The sequence below is a fragment of the Baekduia sp. genome, from assembly GCF_035685985.1.
Classification (GTDB): Bacteria; Actinomycetota; Thermoleophilia; order Solirubrobacterales; family Solirubrobacteraceae; genus Baekduia.
In genome coordinates, this window is the sequence record NZ_DASRZV010000029.1 from 13962 (window position 1) to 26419 (window position 12458).

A 12458-nucleotide genomic window follows, 5' to 3' on the forward strand; every position below is an offset into this window, starting at 1 on the left:
TGCGGTGTCCCGCCGGGACGGGCCGGCGGGACCTCCACGGAGCGGCCCCGGTCTCAGTCGACCGGACCGCTGGCGATGATCGCCTCGAGGACGTCGTTCAGCGGCCGCCAATCCGCTCGGGCGACGAACTGGTCGTCGTCGTCACGGGTCAACAGGCCGGCTTCCTCGAGCACGGCCAGATGTCGCCGCGCCTCGGCCTCTGACAGGCCGAGGTCGTCCAATGCCCGCGGCGCGACCGAGCACGCCAACAGGATCGGAAGCCGCGCGGGGTGCATCGCCGCGCGGTACGCAATCTCATCGATCACGCCTCGACCCTACGTCATATCTGACGTGGCGCGAACTGACGACCGGCAACAGGGTCGCGACGGTGCTTGACCCGCTCAGAACCTTCACCACTAATTTGCGCCGGAGACGGGCGGAGCTGGGGCTGTCCCAGGAGGCGGTCGCCGCCGAGGCGTCGATGGACCAGAGCCAGTACAGCCGCATCGAGCGCGGCGAGGTCGATCCGTCGATCCGGACGCTCACCCGCGTCGCGCGGGCGCTCCAGTCGACTCCGTCGGAGCTGCTCCGAGGGATCTCGTGACCGCGCGGGCGTCGGGCGTGCCGCCGCCGTGCGGTGGAGGCGACCGGAGGGATGCGCGGGGTGGCGTCCGAGCGCGGGCCGGCGTTCGGACGCCTCGCGGCGCGTCAGGCCGCCCGTCGGGCCCGGCGCGTCAGGCCGCGCGCTGGACGCCGCGCCCGGCGCCCTTGGCCGAGTACAGCGCCTCGTCGGCGCGGCGCAACAGCTCGCTGAGGTCGGCGCCGGGCTCGAGCGCGGTCGCGGACCCGATCGAGACGCTGACCTGCAGCGCCGGGTCGGCGAACGCCGAGTTGACGGCGGCCAGGATGCGCTCGGCGACCTCGCGGTCCGGGTCGGGCTCGGCGGTGATCACCGCGAACTCGTCGCCGCCGAGGCGGCCGGCGAGGCCGTTGGCGCTGAGGATCCGGCCGATCTCCGACAGGACGAAGTCGCCGGTGTGGTGGCCGTGGAAGTCGTTGATGCGCTTGAAGTGGTCGACGTCGCAGATGAGGACGCTCGCGCCCCGCGCGGAGAGCTGCTCGCGCGCGGCCAGCGACCAGTAGCGGCGGTTCAGGAGGTCGGTCAGCTCGTCGGTGCGGGCCTCGCGCTCCAGGCGCGACACCTGCTCGGCGAGGCTCGACGGCTGGGCGGCCTCGGCGACCGCGGTCGGCAGCGCGGTGGTCGCGACCTGGTCGATGTCCTCCATCGTCAGGCCGAGCTCGACGAGGCCGGCCTGCAGCAGCTCGTGGTCGGCGGGGTGGCCGCCGATCAGCGCGACCATCGCGTTGGCGACCTGCACGCAGCGGGCGACCGGCGAGTGGTCCGGCCCCGCGCCGTGGTGGGCGGCGATCGCGTCGACGATCTCCCCCGGCAGCCCGGCCGAGGTGGCGAAGCGCGCGCCCGCCAGCGCGTGGTCCACGCCGAAGGCCTCGCGCTCGGCGTCCGGCCGCTGTGGGCCGGCCGGGGTCGCGCCGGCGATCTCGTCCACGGCGGACGCGCCGAACGCCACGGGCAGCACGAGCTTGCCGAGGTCGTGCAGCAGCCCGGCGAGGTGCGCGGCGCCGGCGTCGGTCCCGGCGCGGCGCGCCAGCTCCGCGGCGCACGCGCCGACCTGCACCGCGTGGACGTGCAGCTGCCCGCGCGCGATCCCGCCGCTGCCGGGCGCCTGCTCGAAGAACGTGCAGACCTGGGCCTCCAGCGCGATCCGGCCGACCGACCGGCGGCCGATCAGCATCACGGCCTGGTGGATCGACGACGCGCGCACCGGGTGCGCGTTGGCGGCCGAGTTGGCGAAGACCAGCAGGTTGGCGGCCAGCGACGCGTCGCTCTGAAGCGCCTCGACCAGCTCGTGGGTGGACGCCTCCGGATCGTCGGAGAGCTCGCGGACGCGCAGAAGGCTGCGATCGAGGACGGGCAGCTCGCCGAGCTCGGCGATGGCCTGGTCGATCTTGGGCAACGCGACGGCGCCGATGGTGGTCGACGGACTGCTCACGGCCTGATGCTCGGCCGGAACGTCCGATGGTTGACACCTCCGGTCGGTTTGCACGGCCTTTGGGCGCGAAGGCGCTCGCGGGCGGACGGGTGTTCAGCGGTGCGGCCCGGACACGGCGCTGACGGCGTCCGGGCCGCGCGCGACGTCGATCGTCAGGTCGCAGTGCTGGACGACGTCGTCGGTGTGGGAGATCACGAAGACCTGGCGGAACTCGGAGTCGGCGATCGCGTGGAGCTGCTCCAGCAGGGTGCGCCGGCGGTCGAGGTCCTGGCTGCCGAAGACCTCGTCGAGCAGGATGAAGCCGGTCTCGGCGCCGCGCTGGCGGGCCAGCGTGCGCGACAGCGCCAGCCGCAGGCAGAGGCCCGCCAGGTCCTGCTCGCCGCCGGAGAAGCGCCGCAGCGGATGCAGGCGGCCCTCGTCGACCAGCTCCAGCTGGTAGTCGGCGGTCAGCGCCACGCCGCCGTAGCGGCCGCGCGTCGTCTGGGCCAGCAGCAGCGCGGTCTCGTGCTCCAGCGTCGGCCGGGCCGCGCGGGACGCCTCCTCGCGGTAAGCCGCCAGCGCGTCGGCGACCTCCTGGCGGACGCGCAGCTCGCGGCGCTGCTCGCGCAGCCGCGCGGTCAGCCGCCGGCCGTCCTGCAGCCGCCGTCGCGCGGCCGCGACCGCCTCGGACTCCGCCGACGCCACGCGGTTGGCCTCGATCAGCGCGGCGGTCGCGGCGTCGACCGCCGCGTCGGCGCCGGCCCGCTCGGCCTCGGCCGCGCTCACGGCCTCCGGCGCGACGCCGTCGGCCTCGGCCGCCGCCCGCAGGCGCCGCGCCGCCGCCTCGGCGTCGGCGCGCACCCGCTGCTGCTCGTCGCGCCGGCGCGCCAGCAGCGGCGCGCCGTCGGCGCGGGCCCGCAGCGCCGCCGCCTGGTGGCGCGCCGCGTTGGCCCGCGCCAGCTCCTCGCGGACGCGCGCGAGCGCGTCGGGGTCGAAGTCGTCGACGCCCAGCTCGGCGCGCTGCGTGGCCAGCCGTCGCGCCTCGCGCTCGGCGGCCGCGCGCTCGGCGACGTAGGCCGCCTGCTGGGCCGCGGCCTCCTGCAACCGGGTCGCCTCCGCGCGCAGCGCGCCGCGCTCGGCCTGCAGCTCGGCGCGGCGGTCGCGCGCCCGGCCCTCGTGGAAGACCAGCTGGGTCAGCTGCTCGTCCAGCGCCGCGCGCTCCTCGCGCTGGGCGGTCAGCTCCTCGGCGCCGGGGACGTCGTCGCCCAGCGCGCGGCGGTCGGCCTCCAGGTGGCGGACGCGCTGCGCGCGCCGCCGCGTCTCGCCCGCCAGCGCGCGGCCCGTCACCAGCTCGGCGTCCAGCTCCTTGAGCCGCTGCTTCGCCGCCGCCAGGTCCGCCTCGTAGCGGGCCAGCACCTCGTCGCGCTCGTCCGCGGAGAACGGACGCCGACAGGTGGGGCAGCGTGCCTCGCGGTCGCCGGCCAGGACCGCGTCGCGGTGCTCGGCGTCGTGGCGGATCGCCTCGGCGAGCTGGTCGCGGCGCGCGCGCTGGGCGTGCAGCGCCTGGTCGGCGGCCTCGGCCGCGGCCTCCGCGTCGCCCAGCGCGGCCAGCTCGCCGTCGATCGTCGCCGCCCGCGCGCCGCGCTCGATCGCCGCGCGCAGGACCGCGACCCGCCGCTCGGCGAGCGTCCGCGTGCGCGCGACCTCCTCCAGCGTGCCGTCCAACCCGTCCAGCTCGGCGTCGATCGCGTCGCCGCGCTCGCGCGCCGCCTCCAGCGCGGCGGCCGGATCCTCGCCCAGCGCGGCGGCGCGGTCGGCGAGCTGGGCGGCCCGCCGCAGCGCCTCGTCCTGCGCGGCGCGCAGCGCCTGGGCGCGCTCGCTCTCGGCCCGCTGGGCGTCGAGCCGCCGCTCCAGCGCGGCCAGCTCGCCGGCGCGCGCCGCGACCGGCTCCAGCTCGGACAGCTGGGCGGTCGCCGCCTCGGCCTCGGCGGCCTGCGCGGCGAGCGTCTCGAACGCCGCCGCCTGGCGCGCGGCCTCCGCGGCGGCGGCCTCGGCCCGCCCGCGGCGCGCCGCGTCCTGGGCCTCGGCGGCGCGCAGCGCGTCGAGGGCGTCGCGCGCCGCGTCGCGCCGCTCCCGCGCCGCGGTCAGCGCCGCCTCGGCCTCCTGGACGACCGGCGCGGCCTCCCGCGCGGCGCGCTCGATCCGGTCGGCCTCCTGCTTCAGGGCCGGGACGTCCGGGGCCTCGGCCTCCAACGACTCCACCAACAAGCGCTGCTCGCGCGCGGCGGTCGCCGCGTGGGCGGCGGCGCGGCGCAGACGCTCGATCCCCAGCAGCAGCTCGACCTGCGCGCGCCGGCGGTCGTTGTCGGACTCCAAGGCCTGGACCTCGCGCTGGCGCGCGTAGAACGTCGCGCGGAACATGTCGCGCGTGAGCCCGAGCAGGATCGCGACCTGGCGGCTGACCGGCTCGCGCCCGCGGACGATCGGCTCCTCGTCGGCGCCGAGGTCGGTCAGCGTCGCGTCCTTGCCGTCGACCCGGTGCGCGCGATAGGCGCGGCCGCCGACCTCGAACTCCACCGCGACCCAGGTGTCCTCGTCCTCGGGCGCGCCGTCGCGCCGGGCGGGCAGCGCGCCGCGCCCGCGCGCGCCGCCGTACAGCCCCCACTCGATCGCGTCGAACAACGTGGTCTTGCCCGCGCCGTTGGGCCCGACGACGGCGATCAACCCATCCACGTTGAGATCGACGTCGAGCGTCGCGAAGGACCGGAAGTGCTGAACGCGCAGCCCCAGCAGCCTCACGTGGCCAGCTCCTCGTCGGCCAGCGCGACGAAGCCCTCGGCACGCGCCACGAAGTCCTCCGGGTCGACGCCGCGCGCCTGCGCGCCCGGCCAGCGCAGCAGGAACTCGCGCAGCGCCGGGACCGCCACCGCGTCGGCGGCGCGCGCGCCGGCCAGCGACCCGCGCGGCTCGGCCCGCCGCTCGAAGTGCAGGCACGCGGCGTAGGCGGCGGCGATCGCGGCGTGGTCGACCGCGTTCCAGTCCGCGGCGGTCACGTTGCGCACCCAGAGGCGGGCGATCGCGCCGCGCAGCGCATCCACGCCGACGTCCTCCGCGCGCGCGACGATCGCCGCGGTGAGGTCGTCGACCTCCGACGCGTCCACGGGCTCCAGCTCGAGCTGCGCCCGCGCGGGCACCGCGTGGCGCCGCAGGTATTCGCGGTCGGTCGGAGCGCGCGCGAGGTCGACCTCGACCAGGCCCTTGACCGGCGCGTCGTCGGCCCACGACAGGCGCTCGGTCGACCCGGCGTAGGCCGCGTTGTCGGCGACCGGCGCGAACTTGTGCAGGTGGCCGAGCGCGACGTAGGAGAAGCCGTGCGCGCCCGCCAGCGCCTCGCCGGAGATGGCCAGCGACGCCTCGGGTCCGACCACGCCGCCCAGCCCGGCCAGGCCGACGTGCGCGACGAGCACCGAGGCCTCGGCGTCCGTGTCCGGCCGCGCGGCGCGGATCGCGTCGGCCATCCGCGCCAGGTCGTTGTCATAGGGGATGCCGTGGACGGCGAGGCCACCGACACGCACGGTCTCCGGCGCGGCGTGGATCGCGTGGACGCCCTCGCCGAAGCGCTCCAGGACGCCGAAGATGTGCTCGGCGGCGGTCGCGCGCGGGGTCTCGTGGTTGCCGGCGATCAAGATGATGGGGATGCGCGCCGCGCGCAGCCGGGCGAGGCCGTCGAGCGCGGTGCCCAGCGCGGCGGCCGACGGGTGGTGGGAGTCGAAGAGGTCGCCGGAGTGGATCACCGCGGCGGGCGCCAGCGCGATCGCGCGGTCGATCGCCGCCGTGAACGCGCGCGCGACGTCCTGCTCGCGGACGTTGCGCCCGGCCTCGTCGACGCGGTTGAGCTGGCGGAAGCCGAGGTGGGTGTCGGAGAGGTGGACGACCCTCATCGCCCGGCATCATCGTCCACGACCGGCGCGGCCGCCATCCACGGCGGCAGCAGCCCGAGCGTCAGGAGCCGCAGCCGCAGCGCGGGGACCGAGACGTCGAAGCGCTCCGCGAGCATCGGCAGGTTGCGCCCGGTCTCCGACGCCTGGGCGACGACGAGCACCTCGGGCATCAGCAGCTCGCGGGCGAACGCGTTGGCCTCGGACTCCAGCCGGCGGCGCCCGCGCGCGCGGGCCGTGCCCTCGTCGTCCTCGGCGACCTCGCCCGCCCGGCAGCCGGGCTCGTGCCGTGCGCCGGTCGTCGCGGGCACGTGCAGGACCCAGTGCGCGATCTCGTGGGCGATCGTGAAGCGGCGCCGGCCCGGGCTGCGCGCGGCCTCGCGGCGGTCCAGCCAGATCGTCTTGGTCGCCGGGTCCAGCAGGCCGGAGAGGCGGCCCTGGTCGGTCGGCGCGCCGGGCAGCGCGCGGACGTCGTCGACCTCCTCGACCAGCAGGCCGAGGTGCGACTCGGCGATGCGCTCGACCGGGACCGGCGGCAGCGTGCCGGGGTCGAAGCGGGACTCGAAGTCGCGCAGCAGCGCCAGCGCCGCCTGGCGGGGATCGGGCTTGCGGATCGCCATCGCGTCAGGCGTCGGGACCGCCGCAGAACAGCCGGGCGACGCGCTCGGCGTCGGGGTCGGGCGCGTCGGCGGCCCGGCGCGGCTCCGACCGGCCGGCCGGGGCGCCGCCGCCCGGTCGCGGTCGCGCGTCGTCGCCCGCGCCGCGGGCCAGCGCCGCGGTCGGCGGGGCGCCGCCGCCCGCCGTGCCGGTCGGCTGGATCGCCGCCACGAAGTCCTCCAGGCGCGCGCCGAGCCGGCGCGCGAGGCTGGCCAGCACGCGGTGCGAGACGCGCGACCCCAGCAGCGTCCCGGTCTCCAGCTGGTGGTAGTAGCGGCGCAGCGCCGGGCGGCCGCCGGGGCCGATCTCCAGCTCGGCGGCGAGGTGGTCCAGGACGTCGTCGCGCTCGACGCCGCGCGCGCGCCGCAGCGCGATCAGCGCCTCGGGCAGGATCCCGGACGGCCCGCCGGCCGCGCGCGTCGCGGCGACCGCGGCCAGCGCGCGCTCGTGGGCCTCGTCCGGGGACACGCCGGCGGGCGACGGCACGCGGCCCGCCATCGCGGCGGTGAGCCGGTCGACGAACTCGTCGCGCCGGTCGGCCGGGACCATCGTGAGGTACTCGTCGGGGTCGGCCAACCGGTCGTGGGCGAGGTCGTCCAGCGCCCGCGCGAAGGCCTGCTCGAAGCCGCTCATGCCGCGCCTCCCTCGATCACGCGCAGGTGGGGACGGCGGTCGGCCAGGCGCGGCGGCGCGGGCGCGGCGCCGGGAGCGGGCGCGGCTCCGGGACCGGAGCCGCCCGCGTGCGCGCGCACGGCGACCGCCGCCACAGTTCGCGCCAGCTCGGTCACCGGCGCCAGCGGCTCGGGCGTGTGCAACCGCATCAACAACGTCACCGCGGCCTCCTCGCCGGCCAGCAGCACCGCGGCGCGCGACAGCCCCGCGGCGTCGCCGAGCCGCACGGTCGTGCGCGCGACGGTCGGCATCGCGCGCGTCATGAGGTGGTCGATGAGCAGCCGGCGGCGGTCGTCGCCGGCGCGCACGAGCGTCCAGCGGCGCCGCTCCAGCGTCGCCTCGTCGGCGGCGGCCAGCGCGGCCTCGTCGTAGCGGACTGGGGTGGAGGGGTCGGTCATGCTGCCTTTCCGTCCGAAGGCGCGGCGCCCGGTCTTTCACCGTCGGCGGGATAGAGCCGCTTGAGCGCGCGGTGGGTCGCGGTGTCCACGGCGCCGCGCGACATGTCCAACAACTCGGCGATCTCCTCGATCGGCCGCCCGACGAAGAAGCGCTCGGTGAGGATCCGCTGGTCGCGCCCCGACAGCTCCTCGATGCGATGGGCGAAGTCCCGCGCCTGGTCGGCCAGCGTGTCGGGATCGGGATCGGCCAGCTCGGCCAGCTCCTCGACCTCGCTCGGGGTCTCGGCGCCGTGGCGCATCCGGCGGCGCACGACGTCCTTGACCTCCCAGTCGACGTTCGCCGCGACCACGTAGCGAAACGCGGTGGTGAACCTCGTCTTGCGCTCCAGGATCTGGGCGAGCCGCAGCAGGACGCCGTTGGCGATCTCCGCGCGGTCCTCCTCGGTGGCGCGCCAGGCGTGCGTCTTCCAGCGGATGCGCTGGTCGATCGCGCCGACATGGCGCTGCAGCAGCTCGGTGGTGACCAGCCCGGCGCTCAGCCCGCCGTCGTCGCGGCGGCGCGCGACGGCCAGCTGCTGGAGCAGGAAGGCGTCGGGATCGTCGGGGAGGTCGTCGTGAAGGGACATGCGCGAAAACAGCCGTTCGGCTACGAACCGTCTGACCTTCCGCACGTCTTACACCGTGCGCGCAGGTCTCATGCGTCCTGACCGGCGGTGAGATTACGGCCAGGCGGCACGGTCGTTCAGCGGCGCTGATGATGCCCGACGACCCACTGGACGCCTTCACGACGAACCTCGCGCGCCGCCGACGCGCGCTCGGCCTCAGCCAGGAGGCCGTCGCGGCCGCTGCGACGATGGACCAGAGCCAGTACAGCCGCATCGAGCGCGGCCGCGTCGACCCGTCGATCCGGACGCTGACGCGCGTGGCGCGGGCGCTGCGGACGACGCCGTCGGAGCTGCTGCGCGGGATCGGGTGAGGCGCGTGCTCGGGATCGGGTGAAGCGTGCGCGGGGTCGCGCGTCAGGCCGGCGCGCGCTCCGGCTTGCGCAGCCCGCCGCCGCCGAAGCGGCCGTGGTCCGCGGCCAGCTCCATGATCGGGTAGGTCGCGGCGCGCATGTCGGCCTCGTAGGCGGCGAGCGCGTCGGCCGTCGGGCGGTCGCCGCGGGCCGCGGTGACGAGCGCGTCGCGCAGCGCGGCGGCGTTGCGCATCGCCATGTTGGCGCCCTTGCCGAGCGTCGGGAGCATCGCGTGGATGCTGTCGCCGACGAGCGTCACGCGCGAGGTCGGCCACGCCGGCGTCGGGTCCAGGCGGCGGAAGGGGTGGGCGAAGATCGAGCCCGGCTCGACGCGCTCGACGAGCCCGCGGATCGCCGGATGCCAGTCGGCGACGACGGCCATCATGCCCGCGTGCATCTGCCGTGGCGTGTCGGCCGTCCACGCGCGCGGGTCGGGCACGGTCGTCCCGGGCCGGATCCCGCCGAGGATCATCATGTAGGGCTCGATCGGGTCGACGCGCACGCCAGGCGCGACTGCGGCCGCCGCGGCGTCCGGGGCCTGGCGCGGAACGTAGCCGCCCATCGCCAGCAGGCCGCCGCGCTCGTCGCGCGCGATCGTGAAGCCGGAGGCGATCGTCTCGGGCAGCGCCGCGAGGATCGCGTCGTCGACCGGCGAGCGCCCGAAGAGGTCCAGGCCGCCGACCGGCGCGGGGACGATCGCCACGTCGGGCAGCAGCGCGCGGCGCACCGCTGAGCCGACGCCGTCGGCGCCGACCAGCACGTCGCCCGTCAGGGTGGATCCATCGGCGAGGATCGCATGCACTCGGTCGTCGTCCTGCTCGAAGCCCGTGACCGCCGCGTCGTGGCGCAGCGTGCCGTCGTCGGCCAGGCCCGCCTCGAGGATCTGGCGGAACACGCGGCGGTCGATCGCGGTGTGCGGGCGGTCGCCGTCGTTGGGCGGGCCGAGGTGGGGCGCGGTCGTCAGCTCGCGGCCCTGGCTGTCGATCACGATCGCGACGTCGTGGCGCTTCGGCGTGACGTGCGACGCGCGCAGGTACAGCTCGTAGAGCGCGGGCGGCAGGCAGGCCTCCAGCGCGTTGCCGCCGTCGGCGTCCAGCGTCAGGCGGTAGCCGGAGCGGCGGCGGTCGGCCGGCTCGCGCTCGAGCACCACGCAGTCGATGCCGGACCGCTTCAGGCCCTGGGCGAGCAGCAGGCCGCTGATGCCGCCGCCGGCGATGAGGACGAGCATGGAGGACATGTCGAGCTATTGCATACAGTTCAGCCAACTGTGTCAAGTCGTCGTCCGTGAGCGGCGGATAGCGTTGCGGGCGTGCGCATCGCGACCTGGAACGTGAACTCGCTCAAGCAGCGGATGCCGCGGGTGCTGCCGTGGCTGGACGAGCGGCAGCCCGACGTCGTCTGCCTGCAGGAGACCAAGCTCAACGACGACGCGTTCGCGGAGGTCGTCGGCGCGGAGCTGGCCGACCGCGGCTACGAGGTCGCCGCCCACGGCGAGTCGGCGTGGAACGGCGTGGCGATCCTCTCGAAGGTCGGGCTGGAGGACGTCGTGCGCGGGATCCCGGACGGGCCGGGCTTCCCGGAGCCCGAGGCGCGCGCGGTGTCGGCGACGTGCGGCGGCCTGCGGATCGTCTCGGTCTACGTGCCCAACGGCCGCTCGGTGGGCAGCGACCACTACACCTACAAGTTGGCGTGGCTGGAGGCGCTGCGCGCCTTCGTGGCGCCGGACGCCGAGCGCGCGGTCGTCTGCGGCGACGTCAACATCGCGCCGACCGACGACGACGTCTTCGACCCGGCTGCCTACGAGGGCCACACGCACGTCACGGCGCCGGAGCGCGAGGCGCTGGCGAGCATCCAGGCGCTCGGGCTGCGCGACGTCGTCCGCGACCGCTGGCCCGACGACGACCGCGTCTTCTCCTACTGGGACTACCGCGCGGGCATGTTCCACCAGGACCTCGGGATGCGCATCGACCTGATCCTGGCCGGCGGCCCGGTGGCCGAGCGCGCGAAGGCGGCGTGGATCGACCGCAAGGCCCGCAAGGGCAAGGGCCCCAGCGACCACGCGCCGGTCATCGTCGACCTCGACGAGGCGCCCGACGGCGACGTCGGCCCGGTCGTCCCGCCCGCCAGCGCGCCCGCGCCGCGCAGGGGCGGCAAGAAGCTGCCGCAGGGGCCGGCGGCGGGCGGGGAGTAGCGCTCGCGGCGCGTCCGCGCCGCGTCGGCGCCGCGTGGCGGCCGTCCGCTCGTGCCGGTCCGGCGGCGCGCCGCTGGCCGCGGACGCGCCGCGCGTCAGTCCCGCGCGCGATCCGTGTCCCGCGACGGCTGCACGCGCTTGGGCTCGCCGGGCATCTTGGGGTAGTCGGGCGGGTAGGGCATGTCGCCCGCCTCGTCCTTCTCATACAGGTCGAGCAGCGGCGTGAGGTCGTGGGCGACGTCGTCGATCGCGGCGTGCTTGTCGCCGACCTCGGCGAAGCGGGCGGGCATCGACCCCACCGTGAAGTCCTCGGGCGCGACGTGCGGCAGCTCGTCCCAGTCGACCGGCGCGGAGACCGGTGCGCCCGGCTTGGGGCGGATCGAGTAGGCGGAGGCGATCGTGCGGTCGCGGGCGTTCTGGTTGTAGTCCACGAAGATCCGCTCGCCGCGCTCCTCCTTCCACCACTTGGTGGTGACCTCGCCGGGCAGGCGGCGCTCCAGCTCGCGGCCGAAGGCGATCGCGGCGTGGCGGACGTCGGTGAACGTCCAGCGCGGCTCGATCCGCACGTAGATGTGGACGCCGCGCCCGCCGCTCGTCTTCGGGAAGCCGACGTAGCCGAGGTCGGCGAGCAGCTCGCGCGCGCACGCGGCGACGCGGACGGCGTCGGTGAAGTCGGTGCCCGGCTGTGGGTCGAGGTCGATGCGCAGCTCGTCGGGATGGTCGACGTCGTCGCGGCGCACCGGCCACGGGTGGAACGTGATCGTCCCCATCTGCGCCGCCCAGCCGACGACCGCGATCTCCGTCGGGCAGACCTCGTCGGCGAAGCGCCCCGACGGGAACGCGATCCGCGCGGTCTCGACGTAGTCGGGCGCGCCGCGCGGGATCCGCTTCTGGAAGAACGCGTCGCCGCCGCCCCGCTCGCGCGTCGAGACCACGATGCCTTCGTGAACGCCCTTCGGCCAGCGCTCCAGCGTCGTCGGCCGGTTCCGCAGCGCGCGCAGGATCCCGTCGTCGACCGACAGGTAGTAGCGCACGACGTCGAGCTTGCTCACCGCCGCCGTGCGCTCGGTCGCCGGGAAGATCACGCGGTCGGGGTTGGACACGCGCAGCTCCCGCCCGCCCGCGTCGATCGTGATGGCCTCGGAGGTCGCCATGATGGACAGGTTCTACCGGCAGGGCCGGTCTCCCGCATCTCCTCGCCTACTCGGCGCTGAGCGGGATGACCGTGATGTGTCGTGCCGTCGTAGGCGGCGAAGACGTCGGGGACCACGGTGGTGCCGTCGACGAGCGCGCCGAAGGTGGCGTTGCCGTTCCCGCTGCCGCAGGCCGGCGTGAGGTCGCCGGTGAGGATCACCAGCGCGCCCGGCCCCTGCGCACCGGCGGCGTCCGCCGGGCCCGGCCGCGCCGGCCACACCCGCCTTGTCCAGCTTCTTGACGACCGCCTTGGCCAGCTTGCCCTCGGTCACCGCGTGGGCCTTGATCCGCGTCGAGCCGACGCTGTTCCTCGGCGGCTTGGCCGCCGCGTAGGACGTGCCGCCCAAGGCGATGAACAACGCG

13 protein-coding genes are annotated in these 12458 nt (G+C 76.1%); 3 read left to right on the top strand and 10 right to left on the bottom strand.

Annotated elements, in window-relative coordinates:
- Nucleotides 1-53: 53 nt before the first annotated feature.
- On the bottom strand, nt 54-305 hold the full coding sequence (locus tag VFG42_RS19350) for a hypothetical protein (protein ID WP_324910425.1): 252 nt from the start codon (nt 303-305) through the stop codon (nt 54-56).
- 62 nt (nt 306-367) lie between these two features.
- On the opposite strand from VFG42_RS19350, the gene VFG42_RS19355 reads away from it, so the two are divergent.
- On the top strand, nt 368-583 hold the full coding sequence (locus VFG42_RS19355; protein ID WP_324910426.1) for a helix-turn-helix transcriptional regulator: 216 nt from the start codon (nt 368-370) through the stop codon (nt 581-583).
- A 130-nt stretch (nt 584-713) separates the two neighbouring features.
- On the opposite strand, the gene VFG42_RS19360 is transcribed toward VFG42_RS19355, so the two are convergent.
- The 7 genes from VFG42_RS19360 to VFG42_RS19390 form a co-directional block, all read right to left on the bottom strand.
- The gene (locus VFG42_RS19360) at nt 714-2051 is read right to left on the bottom strand and encodes an HDOD domain-containing protein (protein WP_324910428.1); all 1338 of its coding nucleotides are present in this window, start codon (nt 2049-2051) and stop codon (nt 714-716) included.
- A gap of 93 nt (nt 2052-2144) precedes the next feature.
- Nucleotides 2145-4829, bottom strand: coding sequence for an SMC family ATPase (locus tag VFG42_RS19365; RefSeq protein WP_324910429.1), 2685 nt, complete (start codon nt 4827-4829; stop codon nt 2145-2147).
- The gene (locus tag VFG42_RS19370) at nt 4826-5971 is read right to left on the bottom strand and encodes an exonuclease SbcCD subunit D (RefSeq protein ID WP_324910430.1); all 1146 of its coding nucleotides are present in this window, start codon (nt 5969-5971) and stop codon (nt 4826-4828) included. Before VFG42_RS19370 ends, VFG42_RS19365 begins: the two co-directional genes overlap by 4 nt.
- On the bottom strand, nt 5968-6588 hold the full coding sequence (locus VFG42_RS19375) for an ImmA/IrrE family metallo-endopeptidase (RefSeq protein ID WP_324910431.1): 621 nt from the start codon (nt 6586-6588) through the stop codon (nt 5968-5970). Before VFG42_RS19375 ends, VFG42_RS19370 begins: the two co-directional genes overlap by 4 nt.
- Nucleotides 6589-6592: 4 nt before the next feature.
- On the bottom strand, nt 6593-7258 hold the full coding sequence (locus VFG42_RS19380) for a hypothetical protein (RefSeq protein ID WP_324910432.1): 666 nt from the start codon (nt 7256-7258) through the stop codon (nt 6593-6595).
- Nucleotides 7255-7695: a hypothetical protein gene (locus VFG42_RS19385; protein WP_324910433.1), complete on the bottom strand. Its 441-nt coding sequence runs from the start codon at nt 7693-7695 to the stop codon at nt 7255-7257. Before VFG42_RS19385 ends, VFG42_RS19380 begins: the two co-directional genes overlap by 4 nt.
- A complete protein-coding gene (locus tag VFG42_RS19390) occupies nt 7692-8321 on the bottom strand; it encodes a sigma-70 family RNA polymerase sigma factor (RefSeq protein ID WP_324910434.1) in 630 nt (209 codons plus the stop codon). The genes VFG42_RS19385 and VFG42_RS19390 overlap by 4 nt, the downstream gene beginning before the upstream one ends.
- A 131-nt stretch (nt 8322-8452) precedes the next feature.
- On the opposite strand from VFG42_RS19390, the gene VFG42_RS19395 reads away from it, so the two are divergent.
- A complete protein-coding gene (locus tag VFG42_RS19395; RefSeq protein ID WP_324910435.1) occupies nt 8453-8671 on the top strand; it encodes a helix-turn-helix transcriptional regulator in 219 nt (72 codons plus the stop codon).
- Nucleotides 8672-8714: 43 nt separating this feature from the next.
- Here the strand turns inward: VFG42_RS19395 and VFG42_RS19400 are convergent, their stop codons facing one another.
- Nucleotides 8715-9947: an NAD(P)/FAD-dependent oxidoreductase gene (locus tag VFG42_RS19400; RefSeq protein WP_324910436.1), complete on the bottom strand. Its 1233-nt coding sequence runs from the start codon at nt 9945-9947 to the stop codon at nt 8715-8717.
- 72 nt (nt 9948-10019) lie between these two features.
- Between VFG42_RS19400 and VFG42_RS19405 the strand changes: the two genes are divergently transcribed.
- Nucleotides 10020-10901: an exodeoxyribonuclease III gene (locus VFG42_RS19405; protein ID WP_324910437.1), complete on the top strand. Its 882-nt coding sequence runs from the start codon at nt 10020-10022 to the stop codon at nt 10899-10901.
- 95 nt (nt 10902-10996) lie between these two features.
- Here the strand turns inward: VFG42_RS19405 and ligD are convergent, their stop codons facing one another.
- Nucleotides 10997-12055 (bottom strand): non-homologous end-joining DNA ligase, encoded by a 1059-nt coding sequence (gene ligD, locus VFG42_RS19410; protein WP_324910438.1) that lies wholly within the window; start codon nt 12053-12055, stop codon nt 10997-10999.
- Nucleotides 12056-12458: the final 403 nt, after the last annotated feature.